Source organism: Novosphingobium huizhouense (assembly GCF_020179475.1).
GTDB lineage: Bacteria > Pseudomonadota > Alphaproteobacteria > Sphingomonadales > Sphingomonadaceae > Novosphingobium > Novosphingobium huizhouense.
The window spans coordinates 1,017,477-1,039,319 of record NZ_JAILXZ010000001.1; the positions used below are offsets into that span (position 1 = coordinate 1,017,477).

21 protein-coding genes, 1 tRNA gene and 1 pseudogene are annotated in these 21,843 nt (G+C 70.1%); 18 read left to right on the plus strand and 5 right to left on the minus strand.

The window, feature by feature from the left end:
- Window positions 1-21 precede the first annotated feature (21 nt).
- From K3A85_RS05045 to K3A85_RS05065, 5 genes are all read left to right on the plus strand, one after another.
- A complete protein-coding gene (locus K3A85_RS05045; protein WP_225205396.1) occupies window positions 22-267 on the plus strand; it encodes a hypothetical protein in 246 nt (81 codons plus the stop codon).
- A 186-nt stretch (window positions 268-453) separates the two neighbouring features.
- Window positions 454-1,275, plus strand: coding sequence for a DNA adenine methylase (locus K3A85_RS05050; RefSeq protein WP_225205397.1), 822 nt, complete (start codon window positions 454-456; stop codon window positions 1,273-1,275).
- Between the two features lie 12 nt (window positions 1,276-1,287).
- The gene (locus tag K3A85_RS05055; protein WP_225205398.1) at window positions 1,288-1,542 is read left to right on the plus strand and encodes a hypothetical protein; all 255 of its coding nucleotides are present in this window, start codon (window positions 1,288-1,290) and stop codon (window positions 1,540-1,542) included.
- Window positions 1,543-1,783: 241 nt separating this feature from the next.
- A complete protein-coding gene (gene bla, locus K3A85_RS05060; RefSeq protein WP_225205399.1) occupies window positions 1,784-2,722 on the plus strand; it encodes a class A beta-lactamase in 939 nt (312 codons plus the stop codon).
- Entirely contained in the window at window positions 2,719-3,432 is a 714-nt protein-coding gene (locus tag K3A85_RS05065) for an SDR family NAD(P)-dependent oxidoreductase (RefSeq protein WP_225206008.1), read from the plus strand. Before bla ends, K3A85_RS05065 begins: the two co-directional genes overlap by 4 nt.
- A gap of 72 nt (window positions 3,433-3,504) precedes the next feature.
- Here K3A85_RS05065 and K3A85_RS05070 read toward each other — a convergent pair whose 3' ends face one another.
- Complete coding sequence (locus K3A85_RS05070; protein ID WP_225205400.1) at window positions 3,505-5,262, minus strand: fatty acyl-AMP ligase; 1,758 nt, start codon at window positions 5,260-5,262, stop codon at window positions 3,505-3,507.
- Window positions 5,263-5,412: 150 nt separating this feature from the next.
- Between K3A85_RS05070 and K3A85_RS05075 the strand changes: the two genes are divergently transcribed.
- The 4 genes and pseudogenes from K3A85_RS05075 to K3A85_RS05090 form a co-directional block, all read left to right on the plus strand.
- Window positions 5,413-5,994, plus strand: coding sequence for a regulatory protein RecX (locus K3A85_RS05075; protein WP_225205401.1), 582 nt, complete (start codon window positions 5,413-5,415; stop codon window positions 5,992-5,994).
- Between the two features lie 31 nt (window positions 5,995-6,025).
- Window positions 6,026-6,514 (plus strand): DUF192 domain-containing protein, encoded by a 489-nt coding sequence (locus K3A85_RS05080; RefSeq protein WP_225205402.1) that lies wholly within the window; start codon window positions 6,026-6,028, stop codon window positions 6,512-6,514.
- Window positions 6,515-6,598: 84 nt separating this feature from the next.
- A complete protein-coding gene (locus tag K3A85_RS05085; RefSeq protein WP_225205403.1) occupies window positions 6,599-7,024 on the plus strand; it encodes an NADH:ubiquinone oxidoreductase subunit NDUFA12 in 426 nt (141 codons plus the stop codon).
- Window positions 7,024-7,434: pseudogene (locus tag K3A85_RS05090) on the plus strand (DUF2155 domain-containing protein); the annotation flags it as partial. The gene K3A85_RS05085 and the pseudogene K3A85_RS05090, both read left to right, overlap by 1 nt.
- A 35-nt stretch (window positions 7,435-7,469) precedes the next feature.
- Here the strand turns inward: K3A85_RS05090 and aat are convergent.
- Window positions 7,470-8,261, minus strand: a complete 792-nt coding sequence (aat, locus tag K3A85_RS05095) for a leucyl/phenylalanyl-tRNA--protein transferase (RefSeq protein ID WP_225206009.1) — start codon at window positions 8,259-8,261, stop codon at window positions 7,470-7,472.
- A gap of 69 nt (window positions 8,262-8,330) precedes the next feature.
- Here aat and K3A85_RS05100 point away from each other — a divergent pair.
- The 4 genes from K3A85_RS05100 (at window position 8,331) to nusG (ending at window position 11,829) form a co-directional block, all read left to right on the plus strand.
- Window positions 8,331-8,406, plus strand: a tRNA-Trp gene (locus tag K3A85_RS05100).
- A 422-nt stretch (window positions 8,407-8,828) separates the two neighbouring features.
- Window positions 8,829-10,835, plus strand: a complete 2,007-nt coding sequence (locus K3A85_RS05105) for a calcium-binding protein (RefSeq protein WP_225205404.1) — start codon at window positions 8,829-8,831, stop codon at window positions 10,833-10,835.
- Between the two features lie 233 nt (window positions 10,836-11,068).
- Complete coding sequence (gene secE / locus K3A85_RS05110) at window positions 11,069-11,263, plus strand: preprotein translocase subunit SecE (RefSeq protein WP_225205405.1); 195 nt, start codon at window positions 11,069-11,071, stop codon at window positions 11,261-11,263.
- A 29-nt stretch (window positions 11,264-11,292) separates the two neighbouring features.
- Window positions 11,293-11,829 carry a transcription termination/antitermination protein NusG gene (nusG, locus tag K3A85_RS05115; protein WP_225205406.1) on the plus strand — a complete coding sequence of 179 codons (537 nt, stop codon included), beginning with the start codon at window positions 11,293-11,295 and terminating at the stop codon, window positions 11,827-11,829.
- Here the strand turns inward: nusG and K3A85_RS05120 are convergent.
- Window positions 11,822-12,970, minus strand: a complete 1,149-nt coding sequence (locus tag K3A85_RS05120; protein WP_225205407.1) for a glycosyltransferase family 4 protein — start codon at window positions 12,968-12,970, stop codon at window positions 11,822-11,824. The two genes, nusG and K3A85_RS05120, sit on opposite strands and share 8 nt — an antisense overlap.
- A gap of 227 nt (window positions 12,971-13,197) precedes the next feature.
- Here K3A85_RS05120 and rplK point away from each other — a divergent pair, with 227 nt between their 5' ends.
- Window positions 13,198-13,629 (plus strand): 50S ribosomal protein L11, encoded by a 432-nt coding sequence (gene rplK, locus K3A85_RS05125; RefSeq protein WP_225205408.1) that lies wholly within the window; start codon window positions 13,198-13,200, stop codon window positions 13,627-13,629.
- Between the two features lie 4 nt (window positions 13,630-13,633).
- On the plus strand, window positions 13,634-14,335 hold the full coding sequence (gene rplA, locus K3A85_RS05130; RefSeq protein WP_225205409.1) for a 50S ribosomal protein L1: 702 nt from the start codon (window positions 13,634-13,636) through the stop codon (window positions 14,333-14,335).
- Window positions 14,336-14,464: 129 nt separating this feature from the next.
- Here rplA and K3A85_RS05135 read toward each other — a convergent pair whose 3' ends face one another.
- Together K3A85_RS05135 and K3A85_RS05140 are read right to left on the minus strand one after the other, a co-directional pair.
- A complete protein-coding gene (locus K3A85_RS05135; protein WP_225205410.1) occupies window positions 14,465-17,047 on the minus strand; it encodes a DUF2309 domain-containing protein in 2,583 nt (860 codons plus the stop codon).
- Window positions 17,048-17,050: 3 nt separating this feature from the next.
- Window positions 17,051-18,457 (minus strand): proton-conducting transporter transmembrane domain-containing protein, encoded by a 1,407-nt coding sequence (locus K3A85_RS05140; protein ID WP_225205411.1) that lies wholly within the window; start codon window positions 18,455-18,457, stop codon window positions 17,051-17,053.
- 102 nt (window positions 18,458-18,559) lie between these two features.
- Here K3A85_RS05140 and K3A85_RS05145 point away from each other — a divergent pair, with 102 nt between their 5' ends.
- The 3 genes from K3A85_RS05145 (at window position 18,560) to K3A85_RS05155 (ending at window position 21,835) form a co-directional block, all read left to right on the plus strand.
- Complete coding sequence (locus tag K3A85_RS05145) at window positions 18,560-19,426, plus strand: LysR substrate-binding domain-containing protein (protein WP_225205412.1); 867 nt, start codon at window positions 18,560-18,562, stop codon at window positions 19,424-19,426.
- Window positions 19,423-19,755: a hypothetical protein gene (locus tag K3A85_RS05150; protein ID WP_225205413.1), complete on the plus strand. Its 333-nt coding sequence runs from the start codon at window positions 19,423-19,425 to the stop codon at window positions 19,753-19,755. The genes K3A85_RS05145 and K3A85_RS05150 overlap by 4 nt, the downstream gene beginning before the upstream one ends.
- A 115-nt stretch (window positions 19,756-19,870) precedes the next feature.
- Window positions 19,871-21,835: a CocE/NonD family hydrolase gene (locus tag K3A85_RS05155; RefSeq protein ID WP_225205414.1), complete on the plus strand. Its 1,965-nt coding sequence runs from the start codon at window positions 19,871-19,873 to the stop codon at window positions 21,833-21,835.
- Window positions 21,836-21,843 lie beyond the last annotated feature (8 nt).

The following is a 21,843-nucleotide window of genomic DNA, read 5'->3' on the forward strand; positions in this document are numbered from 1 at the left end:
AGGGCACCGCGAGATCGCTTCGTGCTGATCAGGGGTGGGAAGCCCGGCTATGGATGGGACGGCGGCGATTATCCTGGACACCTGCACGACGCCTACACGGTCCAGTCCAATCCCCACCTTGCCGGCGTCGCGCAGTTCTATCCGCCCTGTGTGGTGGCCAAGTTCGAGCTGCAGGAGGACGGCACCGAAGCTTGGCGCTTCGCCGAGTATGACGGCGGCTTTTACGGCCTGTGGCAGCACCCGACCGAGTGGTGCGAGATACCCTGATCGAACCTAGCCTGGTGATCATGTTCAAGCCCGGCGAATCCGGATGAAGTCTTATCGCCCCTGACGGGGGCGGCAGAGGCGATTGCAGCGCCTCGAACCGCGAGCAGGCACTCGCACCTTGGGCTGTCGCGAACAGCCTTCCAGCTCCCCCGGCCGTGACGGCGGGGCGACGATAGGTGCTGATTTATGAAGGAAGGATTGAGAGAGTTCGAGGCGCTCCAGCCCGTCAAGCCGGCCAAGCCACCAGCGCCGTGGCAAGGCGGCAAGCGGGCACTGGCCGAGCGGATCGGGCAGCGCATAGCCGCCATTCCCCATGTGCGCTACGTCGAGCCCTTCACCGGCATGGGCGGCGTGTTCTTCCGCCGCAAGCTTCGGCCGAAGCTGGAAGTGATCAACGACATCAACGGCGAGATCGTGAACCTGTTTCGGCTGCTCCAGCGCCACTACCAGCAGCTGCTCGACACGCTGAAATGGCAAGTGTGCAGCCGGGCTGATTTCGAGCGCCTGCTCAAGACGGATTCGAGCACGCTGACAGACCTCGAGCGGGCGGCGCGCTTCCTTTACCTGCAGCGCACCACGTTCGGCGGAAAGGTCACCGGGCAGGTCTTCGGCGTCTCCTACGACCAGCCCGGCCGATGGGATCTGACCAAGCTGATTCCGGTCCTAGAATCCGTGCATGAACGGCTATCCGGGGTGATCATCGAGCACCTGCCGTACGAGGACTGCATCCGCCGCTATGACAGCCGCCCTGGCACGCTTTTCTACCTCGATCCGCCCTACTGGGGCTGCACTGACGACTATGGCCGGGACATCTTCTCAGAGGCTGATTTTGCCCGTCTGAGAGACCTCTTAGGAGCGCTCAAGGGGCGCTTCATCCTGTCGCTCAACGATCGGCCTGAAGTGCGTGAGCTGTTCGCCCAGTTCTCGATCGAGGAAGTTTCCCTCAACTACGGTGTCGGGGGTGGGATGACGCCGGCACGCGAGGTGATAATCTCGGGTCCGGACTGAGGAGGAGGTAGTATGGCGAATGGATCGTTCCGAGTGTTGCAGGCTGCAATCGAGGCAATCGAAAAGGATCGCTTCGCGGTAGAGATTTCGACGAAGGCCACAGGCTGGCTTTGGGTCGAACGTGTCATTGACGTGGGCCATAGCGGGGTGGCCTGCATCGTCCCGCAGAGTGATAACCAGCAGCGAATTTGGGTGCCGGTCGACGAGATTAATGGCGTTCGGATCACCAAAGGGGGCGACGCGCTCGCGCCTGGACATGGCGACTGAGTGCTACAAAAGGTCCTGTCAATCACTCAAAAAGGTCGCGCCGCGCTACATCCACCACCCTGCGGGTGGTCCCCCTCCCCTTGCAGGGGAGGATGAGGGTCTCCGCGTCTAGGGTGAACTCTGCGCTTCAGTGCGAGAACCTCTGTTCCGGCTCTGCTTGGGCCCCGGACCCTGCCTTGCGGGAGCGGGATTCCCCGGCTTTCTTCTTCCCTCGGCGCCTGCGGAGGAATAGCTTGGCGCGATGCTCGACCGTCGCCGTTTCGCCTCCGGCCTCGTTGCCGTTGCTGCCCTTGCCGCCGGACAGGCCGCCGTCCCTGCCGCTGCGCGGACCGCGAAGGCGAAGGGCGCGCGGCCGTTCCGCGGGGTGGAAATGCTCGGGCGGCTCGAGCGCGCCGCGGGCGGGCGGCTTGGCGCCTATGTCCTCGATACCGGCAGCGGGCTGGGCTTCGGCTGGCGCGAGGACGAGCGCTTCGGGATGTGCTCGACCTTCAAGCTGAGCCTTGCCGCGCTGGTGCTGCGCGAGGTCGATGCCGGGCGCCTGCCCGCCGACGAGCGGCTCGTCTGGTCGCTGCTCGATGTCCTGCCCAACTCGCCGGTGACGGGCGCGGCGAGCGGGCCGCAGGGGATGACGGTGGTCGCGCTGGCGCAGGCGGCGCAAGCGACCAGCGACAACCTGGCCGCCAACCTGGTGATGCAGCGCCTTGGCGGCCCCGCGGCGGTGACCGCGTTCTGGCGCGCGCTGGGCGACACGGTCAGCCGGCTCGACCGCTACGAAGGCGCGGTCAATAACGTGCCGCCGGGCGAGGTGCGCGACACCACCTCGGCCCGCGCCATCGCCACCAGCCTCGCCCAGGTCCTTGCGGGCAACGTGCTCGCCCCCGCCTCGCGGGACATGTTGCTGCGCTGGATGGCAGAGACCACCACCGGCCTGCGGCGCATTCGCGCCGGCGTGCCGCGCGACTGGCGCAGCGGCGACAAGACAGGCACCGGCATGGCGCCGGGAATGGAGAGCAAGATCAACGACATCGCCATCCTGTTTCCGCCGGGCGGGCGCGCCCCGCTGCTGGTTGCGGCGTTCTACGAGCCGGCCGGCGCGCCGCAGGAGATCCGCGCGCAGGACGAAGCCGTGCTCGCCGCGGTGGGCCGGATCGCCGCCGACCGCGACGCGTGGAAGCGATGAGCCTGCGCTGCGCCGTGTTCGGCGCGAGCGGCGGGATCGGACAGGCGCTGGTCGCCGCGCTCGCCGCGCGCGACGAGGTTGCCGAAGTCTGGGCCGGGTCGCGCAAGGGGCAGGACGATGCGGGCAAGGTGCGCGGCTTCGCCTTCGATCTCGCCGACGAGGCCAGCATCGCCGCCGCCTGCGCCGGCATGGCCGCGCCGCTCGACCTCGCGATCGTGGCGACGGGGCGGCTGACGCTGGACGACGGCAGCGGCCCGGAAAAGTCGTACCGCGCGCTCGATCCGGCGCGGCTCGCCGAAAGCTTCGCGGTCAACGCGATCGGCCCGGCGATCGTCGCCAAGCACGTGTTGCCGCTGCTGCCGCGCGACCGGCGCGCGGTCTTCGCGGCGCTTTCGGCGCGCGTCGGCTCGATTGCGGACAATCGCCTGGGCGGCTGGCACGGCTACCGCGCGAGCAAGGCCGCGCTCAACATGCTGGTGCGCAACTTCGCGGTCGAGCTGGGGCGGACGCACCGCGAGGCGGTGGTCGTGGCGCTCCACCCCGGAACGGTCGACACCGGCCTGTCCGCGCCTTTCCAGAAGGGCGTGACCCCCGAGAAGCTGTTCGCCCCCGCCTTTTCCGCAGAGCGCCTGCTCGCCGTGCTCGACGGCCTGAGCGCCGCGGACAGCGGCAAGCTGTTCGCCTGGGACGGGGCGGAAGTGCCGTTCTAGCCGGGCAAGGAAGCGGGACCCCGGATCAAGTCCGGGGTGACGGGTGAAGGGAAGCCGTCCGGTAAGAGCCTGTTACGCCGCCAGCCGGTAGGGTTCGATCTCGCCCGCGAGGTAAAGCTTCTTCGCCTTGGCGCGGCTCAGCTTGCCCGAGCTGGTGCGCGGCAGCGTGCGCGGCGGCACGAGTTCGACGACGCAGTTCATGCCGGTGATCGAGCGGACCTTCTCGCGGATCTCGTTACGCAGGCGCACCCGCTCTTCGGGATCGGAAACGCGGCAGTGGACCAGCACGGCGGGCGCTTCCTCGCCGTTCTCGGTCTCGACCGAGAAGGCGGCGATGTCGCCCTGGTGGAAGCCGGGCAGCTGTTCCACCGCCCACTCGATGTCCTGCGGCCAGTGGTTCTTGCCGTTGATGATGATCATGTCCTTGGCGCGGCCGACGATGAACAGGTAGCCCGCCTCGTTGACGTAGCCCATGTCGCCGGTGTCGAGCCAGCCGCCGACCATGCAGGCCTCGGTCGCTTCCGGATCGCGGAAGTAGGAGTGCATCACCGAGCTGCCGCGGCACCACACCTTGCCGATGTGGTGGTGGCCGAGCGGATGCCCGTCCTCGCCGCGCACTTCGACTTCCATGCCGCGCACCGGCAGGCCGCAGTTGACGATGGCGCGATAGCGCGCGGGGCGCGAGAGGTCGCGCGGGGTTCCCGACAGGCGTTCTTCCTCGACCAGTTCGACGCGGATGCCTTCGCCCGGCGGCATGATCGTGACGGCGAGCGTCGCTTCGGCAAGTCCGTAGCTCGGCAGGAAGGCGCTCGCCTTGAAGCCGGCGCCGGCAAAGGCGTTGACGAAGTTCTGCATCACGTCGGGGCGGATCATGTCGGCGCCGTTGCCCGCCACGCGCCAGCGCGACAGGTCGAAGCGTTCGGCGACGTTGGTCTGGCTCGAGATGCGGCGCGCGCAGATGTCGTAGCCGAAGGTGGGCGAATAGGACAGCGTGGTGCCCTGGTTGCGGCTGATCAGGTCGAGCCAGGCAAGCGGACGGCGGGCGAAGTCCTCGGTCTTGAGGTAGTCGACCGAGACCTGGTTGGCGATCGGCGAGAGGAAGCAGCCGACGAGGCCCATGTCGTGGTACCACGGCAGCCAGCTGACGCAGCGGTCGCCGTCGCCGATTTCCATGCCGTGCGAATGGCCGGCGAGGTTGGCGAGCAGCGCGCGGTGGGTGACCGCGACGCCGTGGGGGAAGCGGGTCGAGCCGCTGGAATACTGGAGGTAGCTGATCGCTTCGGGATCGGGCGCGGGCAGCGGCGCGTCGGCGGGGGCGACGGCATCGAATTCGGCCCACGACAGGCCGGGGCAGCCCTGGCGCGCGGCGGCGGCGGCGCACATCTCGGCGATCTCGCCCGGATAGACCAGCATCCGGGGGTCCGAGCTGCCGAGCTGGACCGCGAGCTGGTCGATGTAGTTCTCCTTGCCGCCGAAGCTGGTCGGCAGCGGCAGCGGCACCGGCCAGGCGCCGGCGTACATCGCGCCGCAGAACAGCGCGGCGAATTCGGGGCCGGTCTCGGCGATCAGCGCGACGCGGTCGCCCGGCTGCACGCCATGCGCAACGAGACGGCGCGCGGCGACCAGCGCATCGGCGCGCAGCTCGCTGAACGGATAGACGCGGGCAAGTTGGCCCCGCGGATCGTGGAAGTTGAACCCACGCTCCCCTTGCGCGGCATAGTCGAGCGCGTCGCAAAAGGTGTCGAAATCGGCGTAACGACGCGGCTGCGCATCGTCGTTGGGAGTCGGAACAAGGGCCGCCTTTGCGGCGACGGTGTCCTGAACGGTCATGCGATACCCCGAATTCTTTGTCGTTACCTTGCGAACCCTCTCTGCGTTCGCAGGTGAATGGTCCATGACTGTCTTGCCTGCGGCGGACCGGTCCCGCGGCACGGGCAGGCAATGTTTCTCATTTAGCGCGGACTGTGGCACGAATAAGGCGTGCATGACGCCAGCCGCCCCGAACGAGGCCCCCGGCCCCCGCGCCCGCTCGATGCGGCGCGGCTCGACGAGCTGGCGCTGGCCTATGTCGCGCGCTTCGCCACGAGCGCGGGCAAGCTCGCCGACTACCTGCGCCGCAAGCTGCGCGAGCGCGGCTGGGAAGGCGAGGCGGCTGCGGACGTTCCGGCGGTGGTCGCGCGGATGGTCGCCGCGGGCTATGTCGACGATGCCGTGTTCGCGCGCGCCAAGGGGCAGGGCCTGCTGCGTCGCGGCTATGGCGCGCGGCGGATCGGGCAGGCGCTGGGGCAGGCCGGGATCGGCGAGGACCTGCGCGCCGACGGGCTCGGCTCGGACCGCGAGCGGCGGCAGGCGGCGCTGACGATGGCGCGCAAGCGGCGCTTCGGTCCGTTCGGGCGCGGTACAGGTGAGGCGGGGCACACCGGGCGTCATGATCCTGCCACGCGCGAAAAGCAGGTGGCGGCGATGCTGCGCGCCGGGCACCCTCTTGCCAGCGCGCGGGCCATGGTCGATGCAGCGAGCATCGAGGAAGCGGAAAGTTGGGTCGATGACGAAGTGGACTAGGGTTGTTGCACTGGCGGTGACAGCGGGGCTGGTGGCATGTTCGCCGGCCGATGCGCGGCAGCGCGCGGCGAAGCCGGCGGCGGCTCCGGCGGCGGCTCCGGCTTCGGCGGCGGCTGCGGCTCCGGCTGCGCCGCAGTTCGACGCCAAGTCGCACCTGCGGCTGATCACGCTGACGGTCGCCACCGCGCCGCAGGCCCAGAGCTTCACCGTCGAAGTCGCCTCCACTCCCGCCGAGCAGGCCAAGGGTCTGATGAACCGCACCGAGATGGACGAGCGGCGCGGCATGATCTTTCCGTTCGATCCGCCGCAGCGCACCGCGTTCTGGATGAAGAACACGATCCTGCCGCTCGACATCATCTTCATCGGCGCGGACCATCGCGTGCTCAACGTCGCGGCCAACGCGGTGCCCTACGACCTGACGCCGTTGCCCTCGGCGGGGCCGGCGGCGGCGGTGCTCGAACTCAACGCGGGCCTTGCCGCCAAGTACGGCATCGTGCCGGGCACGCTGGTCGAGTGGTGAGGCCGGCGCGGGGCGGGTTAAGGGCGGCATAGGGCGCATCGCGCGCTTGCCGAAACCCCCCGTTCGCGGCTAAGCGCTGCCGACATGAGCATCCTCGGCAAGATCTTCACCTGGTGGGACGGCGCCACCTTCGGCACCATGCTCGACAGCGCGCGCAACGGCGAGCAGGTCGGCACCGATGCGCAGGGCAACCGCTACTACCGCGCGAAGAAGCCCTATCCCAAGGGCCATCCCTTCGCCGGGCGCGAGCGCCGCTGGGTGATCTACAACGGTCCCAACGACGCCAGCCGCGTGCCCGCCGAATGGCACGGCTGGCTCCACGGCAGCTTCGACGGCGTGCCCGAAAGCAACCTGCCGCCGCCGCGGATCTGGGAAGTCGACTATACCCCCAACGCCACCGGCACCTCGGCCGCCTATCGCCCGCAGGGCGCGCTCGAGCGCGGCGGCAAGCGCGCGGCGGCCACCGGCGACTACGAAGCCTGGTCTCCAGAAGCGTCTCCAGAAGCCTGATGATTCGCGCCGCCAAGCCGGCCTTCGTGCTGCTGCTCGGCGCGGCGGTGGTGACCGGCTGCAAGCCCCAGGAAGAGGCCGCCCCGCCGCCCGAGGCGACGCAGACCGCCGGGCCGGTCGCGGCCGCCAGCGGCGTGGTCGAAAGCGAATACGGCACTCCGGTCAAGGACCGCGTGGCGACGCTCGGCTTCCTCAACAAGCGCAACAACATCACCCAGGACCTGGTCCTGCGCACCGGCGAATCGCGGCGCATCGGCAACGCCATCGTCCGCCTTGCCACCTGCGAGAAGACCGCGCCGTGGGAGGACCCGCCCGAGACCGGCGCGTTCGTCCAGCTCTATGTCGAGGAGCGCGCGACGACGCAGGAAAAGCTCGGCTGGAAGAAAGTGTTCTCCGGCTGGCTGTTCCGCAATTCGCCCTCGCTCAACGTCGTCCAGCACCCGGTCTACGACGTCTGGGTCAAGGATTGCGCGATGAAGTTCCCCGGCGAGGAGGACAGCCCGGCGGCGAGCGCGTCGTCTAGCAACGCGGCAAAGCCTTCGGGCACCAGCGCGCCGTCGGCAAAGCCCGCCGCCCCTGCCGCGCCGGCCCCCGACGAGGATGCCCCGGCCGAGGAAGCGCCGCCGGCATAAGGGCGTCCCAGCGCCTGGGCGAGCAGGACGAGGTACTGCGACTGCGGGATCTCGACCGCGCCGAGCGACATCAGGTGGGCGGTCGAGAACTGGCAGTCGAGCAGCTCCATCCCTGAGCGCCGCATCGCCGCGACCAGCCAGGCGAGCGCCACCTTCGAGCCGTCGGCGACGCGGCTGAACATGCTTTCGCCGCAGAACACCCGGCCGAAACCGACCCCGTAGAGCCCGCCGGCAAGGTGCTGGCGCCCCTCGGCGTCGGTGGTCCAGCTCTCGATCGAGTGGGCGTGGCCGAGCCGGTGCAGCTCGCGGTAGCTGTCGCGGATGCGGCGGCTGATCCAGCTGTCCTCGGCCCCTTCGCGCGGCGCGGCGCAGGCATCGATCACCGCGTCGAAGGCGGCGTTGCAGGTGACGGTGAAGCGCCCGCGGCGCAGCGTGCGGGCAAGCGACTTCGACAGGTGGAAACCGGTAAGCGGCAGGATCGCGCGCTGGCGCGGCTCGACCCAATAGATCTCGGGATCGTCGCGGCTGTCCGACATCGGGAAGATGCCGGCGCGATAGGCCCTGAGCAGCAGCTCGGGCGGGATGATCGGGTCCTCGCGGGCCATATCTGACATTTATCGTTGTCGGCCGGTTGCATCGCCTGCGTCAAGCCACTAAGGGCGCTTCTCCGGCACAGGAGTGTAGCTCAGTTGGTAGAGCATCGGTCTCCAAAACCGAGGGCCGGGGGTTCGAGTCCCTCCACTCCTGCCACTTGCCGCCAAGAGCGTGGCGCCGCCACCGATCCCGAGGCGGCCAACCCCGGCTGACCCGTCGGCCCGTAGCGCCGGTCCGCCTGCCTTATGCCCCCGGCGCTGCCGCAGCAGGCCATTCCGACATCCTGACGTACCTTGCGCGAATCCTTGCGCCGTCGCCTGCGATCGCGACGGCGGCGGACGCCGATTCCGTGTGAAGGCGCCCCGCATGTCCGGGGCCGCGCGATCGACGAGCTGAGGCCGCAGACTGGTCACGCATCCGTAACGTTACTGCAGATCGACCCGCGAGTCCTGAAAAAGGACTTCGGCGCTCCATTTGCTTACTGCAATACATCCATTTTGGTAGTATTACTCCTTAGGAATACGCGCATGGCCGTGCCGGCGACTGCCGCTGCCCCGGCGCGACCGAAGGGGTGTGCCATGGCAGCGAGCAGCGTGTTCGGAGGTTCTGGCGACGACGTCTTCGACGTGGCCGAGGCCGGCGTCTCGATCGTCGAGCAGCCCGACGGCGGGATCGACACGGTGCGCGCCAGCGTCGATTTCACCTTGCCCGACAATGTCGAGAACCTCGTCCTGCTGGCGCCCGCGCGCGCCGGGGTGGGCAATGCGCTGGCCAACACGATCAGCGGCAACGCGCTCGACAACTGGTTGCGCGGCGGCGGCGGGGCCGACCGCCTGTACGGCTACGATGGCGACGACACCTTCGTCGCTTCGGCCGCGGAGCTCGTCGGCGGCGGCGTGATCGACGGGGGCGCCGGCACCGACACGCTGCGCATCGACGGCTATGCCACCGCCGACCTTTCGGGGCTCGACCTGACCGGCCTCGAAGCGGTCGAGGCGGGCGGCACGGTGCGGATGACCGCGGCGCAGGCCTCGGCGCTGCGCTCGATCCACGTCGGCACGCTGGAGATCGTCGGCGCGGGGGAGGTCGATCTGGGGCAGGTCGATGTCGTTGCTTACGGCATCCAACTGGCGGCTCCCGGAGCGCATCTCGTGAGCGGAAGCCACTCCGGTCCCATCACCGTGACCGGGGTCGTCGGAGCCGCGGTGACGCTGAGCGACGGGTCGGTCTACACATTTGCTGCTGACAGCTACGGGGTCACGCTCGGGACTTCGGGCAACGACTACTTCATGGATATGTATAGTTCCGCCTGCGATGGCGGGGACGGCTTCGACACGATCAAACTCTCGGAGCGCACGTTGTATGACCTGCGCAAGTATTCCTTCGTCAACATCGAAGCTATACAGGGTGGAGGATATGGCTGCAGGTTGATCTGCAGTGTGGAGCAGTTCAATACCATCGCCATTTCTGGTGATGTTTCGGTACAGGTCTATGGCCAAGGATCGATTCGTCCCGGTGGCGGCTTGAGCGGGGTCGCCTTGCTCGATGGCGCGACGGTGGACTGGTCCGACGCGGACAGAAAGATCAGCGTGGGAGGAAGCAGCGCCGCCGACCGGATCACGGTCGGCCAGTTCGGAAGCTGGGTTTACGGCAGAGGAGGCAACGACGTCATCGTCGGCGGCGCGGGAGCGGACGACCTCTCCGGCGACGACGGCAACGACACCCTTTCGGGCAGCGGTGGCGACGACAAGCTGACCAGCGGGACCGGGCTCGACCGGCTCTATGGCGGCGCGGGCGACGACTGGCTCGTGCTGGCGGGCGACACCGCGAAGGGCGAGGTCGTTTCGGGCGGCGCGGGTCGCGACCGGCTCGGCGTGACCGCGCTGAATTCGCCGTCCAACACCGTAGACCTCACCTGCGTGAAGATCACCGGGATGGAAGTGCTCTCGCCCGATGCCCTGCTGCGGATGACCGCGGCGCAAGTGCGGCAGTTCGACGAGTTCAACGTCGGCAAGCTCACCATCGTCGGCAAGACCCCGCTCGATCTCGGCCACGCCACGGGCTACCTCGGCTGGATCGTGCTCGAGACTCCCGGCGCGCAGCTTTCGCTGGCGGGTTTCGCCGGCTTCGTCTCGGTCACCGGGAGCGCCGGCGGCGACCGGATCGTCGCGGCCGACGGCGGCAGCGCGATCAAGGGCGGCGGCGGCGCGGACCGGCTCGAGGCCGGCCATGGCGCCGACACGCTGGAAGGGGGCGCGGGGCGCGACCGCTTCGTGTTCGGCGCAGGTTCGACCGGGCCGGTCGACAAGATCCTCGATTTCAACCCGGCCGACGACACCATCGTGCTCGACCACCTGCGCTTTGCCGCGCTCGTCCCGGCGAACGGCGTGCCGGGCGGGGCAATCGCGCGAGAGGCGTTCTGGAGCGGCGCGGGCGCGCACGATGCGAGCGACCGCATCGTCTACGATCCCGGGACCGGCGCGCTGTCGTACGACGCCGACGGCAGCGGCGCGACCGCGGCGGTCGAGTTCGCCCGGCTGGCGCCGCACCTCGCGCTGGCCGCCGCCGACTTCGTGGTGATCTGAACCGCGCCGCGAGCAGCCCCTCCGGCGCGCGCGGACGGGGAGCGTGGACGGGGCGCATGGACGGGGCGCGGCGGGGGAGCCTTGCCATTGCCGGCGCTTGCGCTTAAATGACCGCCACCTTCCGACATCGGAACATCGCCAAGCCCCTCCCGGACCTGTCCGGGGCGGCGATGTCCCCTAGCCGGAAGGCGCGACATTCATCTCAGGCAAGCGAAGGCGAGGCGGGACAAGCGATGGCGAAGACGACCCCCGGCGAATTCATCAATCAGGTCCGTGCCGAAGCGCGCAAGGTCGTCTGGCCGACGCGGCAGGAAACGATCACCACCGCGATCTTCGTGGGCGTGATGATGCTGATCCTGTCGGTGCTGTTCCTCGGCATCGACACGGTGTTCGGCTTCATCGTGCAGTGGTTGCTCTCGCTCGCCTGATCTCCCGGACAAGACCTCAAGGATAATCCATGGCCCGCTGGTACATCATCCACGCCTATTCCGGCTTCGAGAACAAGGTCCGCGATTCGATCATCTCGGAAGCCGAGCGCATGGGGCTCTCGCAGCTCGTCGAATCGGTCGAAGTGCCGACCGAGACCGTCACCGAGGTGAAGCGCGGCAAGAAGGTTGCGGTCGAGCGCAAGTTCATGCCCGGCTACGTCCTCGCCAAGCTGACGATGAACGACGACATCTACCACCTCGTCAAGAACACCCCCAAGGTGACCGGCTTCCTCGGCAACAACAACAAGCCGCAGCCGATCTCCGAGAAGGAAGCCGCGCGCTACTTCGGCGCGCGCGAGCAGGCCGCGGCCGAGCCGCGCAAGCACGTGGCGGTCGATTACGAGATCGGCGATTCGGTCAAGGTCAACGCGGGGCCGTTCGCTTCGTTCAACGGCACCGTCGAGGAACTGGACTTCGAGAAGCAGCGCGTGAAGGTCGCGGTGTCGATCTTCGGCCGCGCCACGCCGGTCGAGCTGAGCTTCGAGGAAGTCGAGCTGGTCAAGTAAACGCCGGGGCGAGGGCCGGCGAATGCCGCCGCGCCCGCGCCGCCGCGCCGCGCGCCTCGGCATAGAGCTCGAGCGTCTGCCCGGCGATCTTCTGCCAGCACAGCGCCTCGGCGCAGCGCGCCTCGACCGCGCGTTCGAGCCGGGTGCGCAAGCCGGCGTCGCGGACCAGCGCCAGTCCCGCCTGCGCCAGCGCCGCGACATCGCCCTGCGGCACGAGCAGGCCGGCATCGCCGACCGCCCCCGGCAGCGCGCCGACGCGCGTGGCGATCACCGGGCGGCCGGCGCCGAAGCTGCTGGCGATCACCCCGCTCTGCGTCGCATCGCGATAGGGCAGCACCGCCGCGGTGCTGGTGGCGACCAGCGACTCGAGCTCGGCCTGGTCGATCCGCCCGCGCAGCAGCGTGATGTTGGGCGCATCGAGCCGCGGCGCGAGGCGCGACAGTTCGGGCCCGCAACCGGCGATGACCAGCTCGGGGCGCGGTCCGGCGGCGGGATCGGCCTGGAGCCACAGGGCATTGGCGGCGAGCAGCTCCTCGAGCCCCTTGTAGGCCTCCATCCGCCCGAAGAAGATCAGCCGCGCCGGCGCCGGGCGCGCCCGCGGCACCCCGGCGCCGTGGCGGCCGAAGCGCAGGACACCGTGCGGCACCGCCGCGACCTTGTCGGCAGCGACGCCGGTGCCCGCGAGCGCGCGCACGAGGCAGTCGCCGTGGACGAGGATGCGGTCGCTGGCGGCGCGCAGCAGCGCGTAGGACTTCGCATAGACTTGCGCCGCGCGGGCATCGTCGCCGCTGTGCGGCAGCGGGTCGTGGACGGTGGTGACCAGCGGCACCCGCCCGCGCAGCAGCGTGGCGAGCTGGGCCATGGCGTGGGTCGGGTGTTCCTGGACATGGACCACGTCGGCATCGAAGCGCGCGATGTGGCGGGCGCAGAGCAGCGCGACCAGTGGCTGGAGCGGGGCGAGGTGATGGGGCACGATGCGCACCTCCATCCGGGCCTTGAGCCAGGCCATCGCTTCGGGGCGGATCTGCCGGCCGGCGTTGCGGCGGCTGAGGATCAGGAGCACCTCGTGCCGCTCGGCCAGTGCGGCGGCGAGGTTTGCGGCATAGTCGGCGTGGTGGGTGGCAATCAGGGCTATGCGCATTGTCGTCCCAAGTCTAACGGCGAAATTTGACAGTTCAACGCGCGAGTACCGACTTGCCTTCGCGCCGGCTTGCGATTATGCGCGCGCAGCTCGCCGGGCCGCCGTTCGCGTGCGGTCTGTCGATTCCCCTGCGGAAGAAGGGCGGTCCCCGTCCTTCGCCTGACCGCTCACTCTGAGGCCCGGCCCGCGCCTGCGGGCTGCGCCGACAGGAAGAAAGGAGGCCCTTCGTGGCCAAGAAGATCGAAGGCTACATCAAGCTGCAGGTGTCTGCAGGCGAAGCCAAGCCCGCGCCGCCGATCGGCCCGGCGCTGGGTCAGCGCGGCGTCAACATCATGGAATTCTGCAAGCAGTTCAACGCTGCGACGCAGGAAATCGAGAAGGGCACGCCGCTGCCCACCGTGATCACGGTCTATGCCGACCGCTCGTTCACCTTCGTGACCAAGACTCCGCCCGCCACCTTCTTCATCAAGAAGGCCGCCGGCATCAAGTCGGGCTCGAAGACCCCGGGCAAGGCCTCGGGCGGCACGATCAAGCGCTCTCAGCTCGCCGAAATCGCGCAGGCCAAGATGAAGGACCTGAACGCGAACGACATCGAACAGGCGACCAAGATCATCGAGGGCTCGGCCCGCTCGATGGGTCTCCAGGTCGTGGAGGGCTGATCACATGGCAAAGCAGACCAAGAAGCAGCAGGCGCTGACCGCCAAGCTCGGCGACAACCAGAAGCTCTACGGCATCGACGAAGCGATCCAGCTCCTCAAGGACCTCGGCACCGCCAAGTTCGACCAGACCCTCGAAGTCGCGCTGAACCTCGGCGTCGACCCGCGCCACGCCGACCAGATGGTCCGCGGCATGGTCACGCTGCCTTCGGGCACCGGCAAGGACGTCAAGGTCGCCGTGTTCGCGCGCGGTGACAAGGCCGAAGCCGCGCTCGCCGCGGGCGCGGACAAGGTCGGCGCCGAAGACCTGCTCGAGGACATGCAGAACGGCAACCTCGACTACGGTCGCGTGATCGCCACCCCCGACATGATGGGCCTCGTCGGCCGCCTCGGCAAGGTGCTGGGCCCCAAGGGCCTGATGCCGAACCCGAAGCTCGGCACCGTCACCCCGAACGTCGCCGAAGCGGTCAAGGCCGCCAAGGGCGGGCAGATCGAGTTCCGCGTCGAGAAGGCCGGCATCATCCACGGCGGCATCGGCAAGCTCTCGTTCTCGAACGAAGCGCTGCGCGCCAACTTCGACGCCTTCGTCGACGCGATCGTCAAGGCCAAGCCCGCCGGCGCCAAGGGCAAGTACGTCCGCAAGGTCGGCCTGTCCTCGTCGATGGGCCCGGGCATCAAGGTCGATCTCGCGCAGGTCCAGGGCGCCTGATCGCCCGTACCGTCGCATAGACACGAAAATGGGGCCGGGAAGAGCGATCTTCCCGGCCCCTTCGTTTTTGGCGGGGCGGCGCATCGCGCGGCGAGATCCCCGCCGCGCGTCGTCGCGCCTCGGGCCGCGTCAGCCCGGGCGCGGCACCCAGTGCTCGCGCTGCCAGTGGTGGGCGCGGTGCTTCCAGGGATCGATCACGACGAGGTTGATCCAGCCGTTCTCGACGAGGTGGACGAGGTTTTCGTGGGCGAACACGATTTCCTCGACCCGGCGCAGCGGCGCTTGGACGAACACGGTCAGCCGGCGCGGCACGTGGTAGGGCGTGCCGTCGTCGCGGAACAGCGACTGGCGCGGCAGGCCGGTGCACAAGTCGCCGCCGTTGCCCTGGACCACCCCGAAGCCGCCGATCACGTTCTGCGTCACCTTGTCGCCGGCGCCGTAGACCGCGTTGTCGATGGTCGAGAACAGGTACTGGCAGCTGATCCACTGCGCGACGATCATCGGCGCGGTGAGGATCGTGGTCAGCGCGCTGCCGTCTTTGTCGGTCTGCCAGTCGTAGCTGTGGAGAAAGGCGGCGCCTTCGAGGTCGAGCCCGGCGGTCAGGCGGCGCGGGCCGACGATGAAGGCGGCGTTGCCCGACAGCCCCCATTCGGGCCGCACTTCGCCCCAGTGCGCGGCGCCGGCGAGCAGGTCGTCGGCGGGGCGGGCGAGCTTGCCGGCGCGCCCTTCGAGCGCGCTGCGGCCGGCGGCGCGCAACACCGCCTCGAGCGCGGCGAGATCGGCGTGGTGGCTCGCCGGGACCGATGCGCGGTCGAACAGGGTGATCTCGTCGCGCGTGGTGTCGTGTTGCGCGGCGAGGAACACGGTATCGTCCGGCAGCGCGAGCCCGTCCGCGGCAAGGCCCTCGCGCACCAGCGGATCGTTGAGGATCGCCGCCATCAGCCGCGCGTTGGGGCCGCCCGGGTGGCCGCCGCACGCGCCGCAATCGAGGCTTGCGGCAAAGGCATTGTTGGTGGTCGACCCGCCGTGTCCGACGAGCACCACCAGCCGCGCGGTCGCCGCCGGCAGCCCGGTCAGCCGGAACATCCCGCGCGCATAGCCGATCCGGTCGGCGAGCGGGATCGCCGCCTCGTCGTCGTTCGAGGCGTGCGGGGCGAAGACTTCGTGCGCGCTGCCAAGCAAGCCGCGGGTGAGCCGTTCGGCGAGCCGCGGCGCGAGCGTGCGCGCCAGCAGCGCGACCGCGGCGAGCGGGCCGAGCGCCTCGGCCGCGGCAAAGCCGGTCGCGCCGCCCTTGGTGCTTTCGAGCATGCCCTGCGCGCGGTGGGCGCAGGCCCGGCGGGTGACGACCTCGCGCGCCTCGTCGGTGCGGCCGGGGAGCGGCGCTTCGGCGACATGGTGTGCCGGCGCGAGCAAGACCGGCAGCTGCTTGCGCGGGGTGCGGCCGAGCACCGGCTGGAGCGCGATGGGAAGGCCGAAGAAGCCGGCATAGCCATAGGTCTCGAACGTCCCCGCAGCGGCGCCCGCGGCCTCGATCGCGCGGCGCATCGGTTCGGAGCGCACGTCGATGCAGAACACCAGCTGCGCGGCGGGGCGCTCGACGGGTGGGGCGGCAGGTGGGGCGGCGGGAGAGGCGGCGGGCGCCGCGTTGGCGCAGGCGGCCGACCGTCCTTCGAGCGCGTGGCCGAGGCTGTCGATCACGCCGCGCTCGGCGGCCTGCTGGAACACCAGGCCGAGCGCGGCCTCGTCCATCGCGACGATCCGGGCGAAGCGCTGGCGGGCCTCGTCGCTCCACGCTTCGGGCGCGTCGGCCGCGAGGTTCCAGTGCGCGAGCAGGGCGCGGGCGACCTCGTCGCGGCCGGGCAGGCCCGCAGGCTGCGCGTGGGCGGGCTGCCGGTCGGCGAAGTCCTCGCCGGCGACGAAGCTGACCAGCGCGACCAGCGCGGCAAGATCGAGCATCGAGGCGGGCGCGCCGGCGACCTGGTGCGCTTCGGCGTGGCCCGTCCGCCAGCGCAAGTGCGCGGCCCAGCCGGGCAGCCGCGCGAACAGCCGGCGCACGGTATCCTCGGTGGCCGCTGGCGCGATACCGCGCCGGTCGAAGACCAGGCCGAGCGTCGCCAGGGGATCCTCCGGCGCGAGGTCGAGCAGGCGCAGCCCGTCGCGGGTTGCGATCGCGCGCAGCGCGGGGTCCGCCTGCAGCGCGAGGCGCAGGCAGGGATAGAGGCCGAGCTCGCGGCCGAACAGCGGCGGCGCGGCGCGATCGAGGAAGCAGCCGATCCAGCGCGCCAGCACGGTCATCCCCGGCGACAGCACGCGGCGCTGCGGCTCCGCCGCCGGCGCCACCGGCAGCTCGACGAGGCGCGCGTGGAGCAGGGCGAAGGCATTGAGGTCGGGGCCGAACAGCGTGAACGCGGCATCGAGCCCTCCGAGGGTGGCGACGATCGCCTTGCGCAGCGCGACATCGGCGATGCGGCCTTCGGCATGGAGCGCGCGCCACTGGCCCAGCGCCAGCGTGGTGCGCGCACCGAACAGGTCGGCGCCCTCGCGCAGCGCGACTTCGAAGGGGCGGTCCTCGAAGCCTGACAGCGGGTTGACGGCGATGGCGCTCTCGAGCGGCCAGAGCGGCGCGATCGCCTGCGCGGCATCCGCGACCCGGGCGGCAAGGTCGGCCTGGGCGCCGGCGTCGAAGATCGGGGTGAAGGCAGAAGAGGCCATCGGTCAGTCCTTCCGGGTCGAGGTGGAACGGGGAGCGGCGGGAAGCGCGCCGGCGTGGAGCAGGCGGGCATGGAGCGCGGGCGGCAGGCGGCGGCGGCCGGCGGCGAGGTCCTGCTGGATCAGCCAGGCGGCGAGGAACAGCGCGAGCAGGCCGAGCTGCGCCCAGGGCGCGAGCAGCGCCGCGGCGGCGTTGGGCTGGACCGCTTCGACCAGCGCGAGCGCGGCGGCGTTGACCGCGACCAGCAGCGCGGGCAGCGCGAGCAGGGTCAGGCGGGCGGTCTCGATCCGCAGGTCGCGCGCGGCCAGCGCCATGGCGACGAACAGCGCGGTGGCGGCGAGCCCGAGCGGCAGCAGCGTGGTCTGCGCCAGCGGATTGTTCATGGCGAGCGCCGCGGCGCCGAGCGCGGCGAGCGCGATCAGGCCTGCGAGCGGAGCGGGCAGCGCCTTGTCGGCGCGCTCCCCGGCGCGAACGATCGAGCCCGAGGCGCCGAGGAACAGCCAGGCCTTGAACGCGCCGTGCGCGACCATGTGCCACAGCGCCGCGGCATAGCCGCCGAGCGCGCAGGTCAGCAGCATGAAGCCCATCTGCGCGACGGTCGAGGCGGCGAGAGCGCCCTTGACGTCGGCGCGGACGAGCATCAGCGCCGAGCCGTAGAGCGCGCCGGCGACGCCGAGCACGAGCAGCGCGGCCCGCGCGGCGGGAACCGCCTCAAGCACCGGGGCGAAGCGGATCACGAGGAAACCGCCGGCATTGACGAAGCCGGCGTGCATCAGCGCCGAGACCGGGGTCGGCGCGGCGATCGAGGAGAGCAGCCACGACGCGAACGGCGGGGTGGCGCAGCGCGCGGCGGCGGCGACGACGAGCAGCACCGCAGCGGTCGCGACGAACGCCGGCGGGAGCGTCGGCACCGCCCGCAGGACAGCGTCGAGCGCGGTCGAGCGCGCGCCGAGCGCGAGCGTGGCGAGCGCGGCGACGAGCGCGAGGTCGCCGACGAGGAAGGCGGCGCGGGCGCGGGCGGCGGCGGCGCGCGCCTCGCTCCAGTCGCCGGCGTGGCGGACGAGGCCGGTCATCAGCCGCCCCGCGGCGATCCATCCGGCGGCAAGCAGCAGCACGTTGTCGGCAAGGCCGACCAGCAGCGTGGCGCAAGCGAGCGCCGCGGCGAGGCGGGCGTGCGCGGCGCGGCGCGGGTCGGCGCGCAGGTGGCGCTGGGCAAAGACCAGCACGATGGCGGTGAGCAGCGCGGCAAGGCCGCCGAGCGCGATGCCTGCCGGGGTCGGCGCGAGCAGCCCTGCGGCCGCCGCGGCGACGAGGCCCAGCCCCATCGCGCCGAGCGCGAGCGAGGCTCCCGAGACTGCGGCCGGGCCGCGCCGGGTCCGGTTGTCGTGCATCTGGTCGAATGTCGTTGCCATGGATCACCTCCTTGGGAGGCGCAGATGACAGCGGCTGAAACATGAGGGAAACGAATTTGTGAAATCTTGATCATTGAATTTGCAAATGATAAGGCGCACGGCATGGCCCTGCGCAACCTCGATATCGATCTACTGCGTTGTTTCGTAACGATTGCCGAGACCGGCAGCCTGACCCGCGCCGGCCAGCGGCTGGGGCGCACGCAATCGGCGATTTCGCTCCAGCTCAAGCGGCTCGAGGACCAGCTCGGACGCACGCTGTTCGAGCGCAGCCCGCGCTTCCTTGCGATCACCCCCGAGGGCGAGCGGCTGATCGGCCCGGCGCGGCAGATCCTGCGTCTGAACGACGCCACCGTCGCCGAGATGTTCGAGCCCGACGTCGCCGGACAGGTGCGGCTCGGCGTGCCCGAGGACTTCGCCACCGCGCACCTGCCGGCCGTGCTCGCCGCCTTTGCCGAGGCGCATCCGCTGGTCGAGCTGGAGGTGACCTGCGACCTGACGCTGAACCTGCTCGAGCGGTTCCACGCCGGGGCCTTCGACCTCGTGCTGGTCAAGCGCCAGCCCGAGCAGGCGCGCGATCCGGGCGTGCGCGTCTGGCGCGAACCGCTGGTCTGGGTGGGACGCGACCGCCAGGCGATCGCCGATGTCGCGCGCATTCCGCTGGTCGTCTCGCCCGAGCCGTGCGTCTATCGTCGCCGCGCCAGCGATGCGCTCGACGCGATGGGGCGGCCCTGGCGCGTCGCCTATACCTCGACCAGCCTCGCCGGCAGCCTTTCGGCGGTCCGCGCCGGGCTCGGCATCACCGTGCTGCCGTTCGAGATGGTCCCTCCGGGACTGACCGCGCTCGGCGAGGAAAGCGGCCTGCCGCCGCTCTACGATACCGAGATCGCGCTGATCGAGGCGGCGGGCCTGCCCGATACCGCGCACCGGCTGGCGCAGCACATCATCGCCGCGCTCGAGCGGGGAGCGTGAACGCGAGCGACCGCGCCAATCCCCATGTTTCGCAGCCGCCGTGCTTGCCGGTGGCGCCGGCGCGCGGCATCGACGCTCTCCAGCAGGAGTGCCGCGTGTCCGATTGTCCCGACGATGAACTGGTTCCTGCCAATCCGGTGACGCGGGCGCGGGCGATGGTCGAGGCCGAGGTGCCGCCCGAGCGGCGCGGTCCCGGCTGGGACCGGCACTGGCGCGAGCTCGAGGCCTATGCCGCGGCGCAGACCGCTTGGGCGCTGGTGCCCGCGACCGAGCCTGCGCCTTCGCCGGGCGCGCGCAAGCGCCGGCGCCGGCCCCGCACGCGCGACTAGCGCCGGCACGCGCGCCCCGCGCGCGAAAAGGAGGGCCGCTCGGCGCTTGCCAGCCGCTGCGGTTCGGGGCACGGACGGGCCATCGTTGCCGTTGCAACCACATAGAGGGTCGTCCATGCGTCTGAAGTCCGCGCATCTCGCGTCGCTGATCGTTGCCCCCGCATTCGCTGCGCTGCTCGCCTCGCCGGTCGCGGCGCAAGTGGTGTCGAGCCCCAAGGACATCGCCGCCGCCGCCAACGCCGCGCCGGGTGGCGATATTCCGGCGAAGTTCGCGCCGCCGGTCGACGCGCGCGACTACGTCAAGCGCGAGGTGCTGATCCCCATGCGCGACGGCACGCGGCTCTACACCGTGATCGTCTTCCCCAAGGGGGTGACCAACGCGCCGATCGTGCTGACCCGCACGCCCTACAACGCGCGCGCGCGGGCCAACCGCCTCGACAGCCCCAACGTGCTCTCGACGCTGCCGCTGGCCGAGGAGGGCTTCGTCAAGGCGGGCTATATCCGCGTGTTCCAGGACATCCGCGGCAAGTACGGCTCGGAAGGCGACTACATCGTCACGCGGCCCGTGCGCGGGCCTCTCAACCCCACCAAGGTCGACCACGTGACCGACGCCTGGGACACGATCGACTGGCTGGTGAACAAGGCGAACCTGCCCGAAAGCAACGGCAAGGTCGGGATGATCGGGTCGTCCTACGAAGGCTTCACCGTGGTGATGGCGCTGCTCGATCCGCATCCCGCGCTGAAGGTGACCGCGCCCGAAAGCCCGATGATCGATGGCTGGATGGGCGATGACTGGTTCCACCATGGCGCGTTCCGCCTGGCCAACATCGGCTGGATCGGATCGCAGACCGGCTACAAGGGCGATGGCAAGGACCCTGCAACCGGCGTCTACGACAACTACGAGGAATTCCGCCGGCTGGGCGGGGCGAACGAGTGGGCGAAGAAATCGGGCTTCGACCAGCTGCCGGCGTGGAAGAAGATGGTCGAGCACGTATCCTACGACGCGTTCTGGCAAGGCCAGGCGCTCGACAAGCTGCTGGCGGCGAACCCTTCGAACGTGCCCACGATCTGGGAGCAGGGGCTGTGGGACCAGGAGGACATGTATGGCGCGATCCATTCGTGGGAGGCGCTGAAGGCCAAGGGCAAGCTCGGCAACAACTTCCTGGTGATGGGGCCGTGGCGGCACAGCCAGGTCAACCGCGATGGCCGCTCGCTGGGCCCGCTGCAGTGGAATGGCGATACCGCGCAGCAGTTCCGCGAGCAGATGGTGCTGCCGCTGTTCGACCAGTACCTGAAGGACGGGCCGCCGGCGAACCTGCCGCAGGTGGCGATCTACAACACCGGCGAGAACCACTGGGACAAGCTGGCCGACTGGCCGCTCGCCTGCGAGAGCGGGTGCAAGGCGGGGCTGACGCCGATCTACCTCGGCGCGGACGGCGGCCTGTCGTTCGACAAGGCGGCGGCGGGCGAGGATTCCTACGTTTCCGATCCGGCCAAGCCCGTGCCGCACCTGCCGCGCCCGGTGAACTTCGGCGATGGCCGCTGGGGCGACTGGCTGGTGAGCGACCAGCGCCACGCCGATGGCCGCCCTGACGTGCTGACCTACCAGACGGGTGTGCTCGACGCACCGGTGCGGGTGAGCGGCGCGCCGATCGCCGACCTGTTCGCGAAGACCACCGGGACCGATGGCGACTTCGTGGTCAAGGTGATCGACGTTTATCCGGACGAGGTGGCTTCCGATCCCAAGATGGGCGGCTATGAACTGCCGATCGCGCTCGACATCTTCCGCGGGCGCTATCGCGACAGCTTCAGCAACCCGACCGCGATCCCGGCGGAGCAGGTGCAGCGCTATCGCTTCCGCCTGCCGACGGTGAACCACGTGTTCCAGCCGGGCCACCGCATCATGGTGCAGGTGCAGTCGTCGCTGTTCCCGCTCTATGACCGCAATCCGCAGACCTTCGTGCCCAACATCTTCCTGGCGAAGAAGGAGGACTACAAGGCGGCGACGATCTCGGTCGAGCGCGGCGGCGCGCAGGCGAGCGCGGTGTGGCTGCCGGTGGTGCCTGTCAAGCAGCCCTGAGGGCGGCG

Coding starts and splice junctions, on each gene's coding strand:
- K3A85_RS05065 (WP_225206008.1), top strand. CDS start 2,719: ATGAGCCTGCGCTGCGCCGTGTTCGGCGCGAGCGGCGGGATCGGACAG.
- K3A85_RS05050 (WP_225205397.1), top strand. CDS start 454: ATGAAGGAAGGATTGAGAGAGTTCGAGGCGCTCCAGCCCGTCAAGCCG.
- K3A85_RS05055 (WP_225205398.1), top strand. CDS start 1,288: ATGGCGAATGGATCGTTCCGAGTGTTGCAGGCTGCAATCGAGGCAATC.
- K3A85_RS05105 (WP_225205404.1), top strand. CDS start 8,829: ATGGCAGCGAGCAGCGTGTTCGGAGGTTCTGGCGACGACGTCTTCGAC.
- K3A85_RS05070 (WP_225205400.1), bottom strand. CDS start 5,262: ATGACCGTTCAGGACACCGTCGCCGCAAAGGCGGCCCTTGTTCCGACT.
- bla (WP_225205399.1), top strand. CDS start 1,784: ATGCTCGACCGTCGCCGTTTCGCCTCCGGCCTCGTTGCCGTTGCTGCC.
- K3A85_RS05085 (WP_225205403.1), top strand. CDS start 6,599: ATGAGCATCCTCGGCAAGATCTTCACCTGGTGGGACGGCGCCACCTTC.
- K3A85_RS05145 (WP_225205412.1), top strand. CDS start 18,560: ATGGCCCTGCGCAACCTCGATATCGATCTACTGCGTTGTTTCGTAACG.
- K3A85_RS05135 (WP_225205410.1), bottom strand. CDS start 17,047: ATGGCCTCTTCTGCCTTCACCCCGATCTTCGACGCCGGCGCCCAGGCC.
- K3A85_RS05155 (WP_225205414.1), top strand. CDS start 19,871: ATGCGTCTGAAGTCCGCGCATCTCGCGTCGCTGATCGTTGCCCCCGCA.
- K3A85_RS05120 (WP_225205407.1), bottom strand. CDS start 12,970: ATGCGCATAGCCCTGATTGCCACCCACCACGCCGACTATGCCGCAAAC.
- secE (WP_225205405.1), top strand. CDS start 11,069: ATGGCGAAGACGACCCCCGGCGAATTCATCAATCAGGTCCGTGCCGAA.
- K3A85_RS05140 (WP_225205411.1), bottom strand. CDS start 18,457: ATGGCAACGACATTCGACCAGATGCACGACAACCGGACCCGGCGCGGC.
- rplA (WP_225205409.1), top strand. CDS start 13,634: ATGGCAAAGCAGACCAAGAAGCAGCAGGCGCTGACCGCCAAGCTCGGC.
- aat (WP_225206009.1), bottom strand. CDS start 8,261: ATGGCCCGCGAGGACCCGATCATCCCGCCCGAGCTGCTGCTCAGGGCC.
- nusG (WP_225205406.1), top strand. CDS start 11,293: ATGGCCCGCTGGTACATCATCCACGCCTATTCCGGCTTCGAGAACAAG.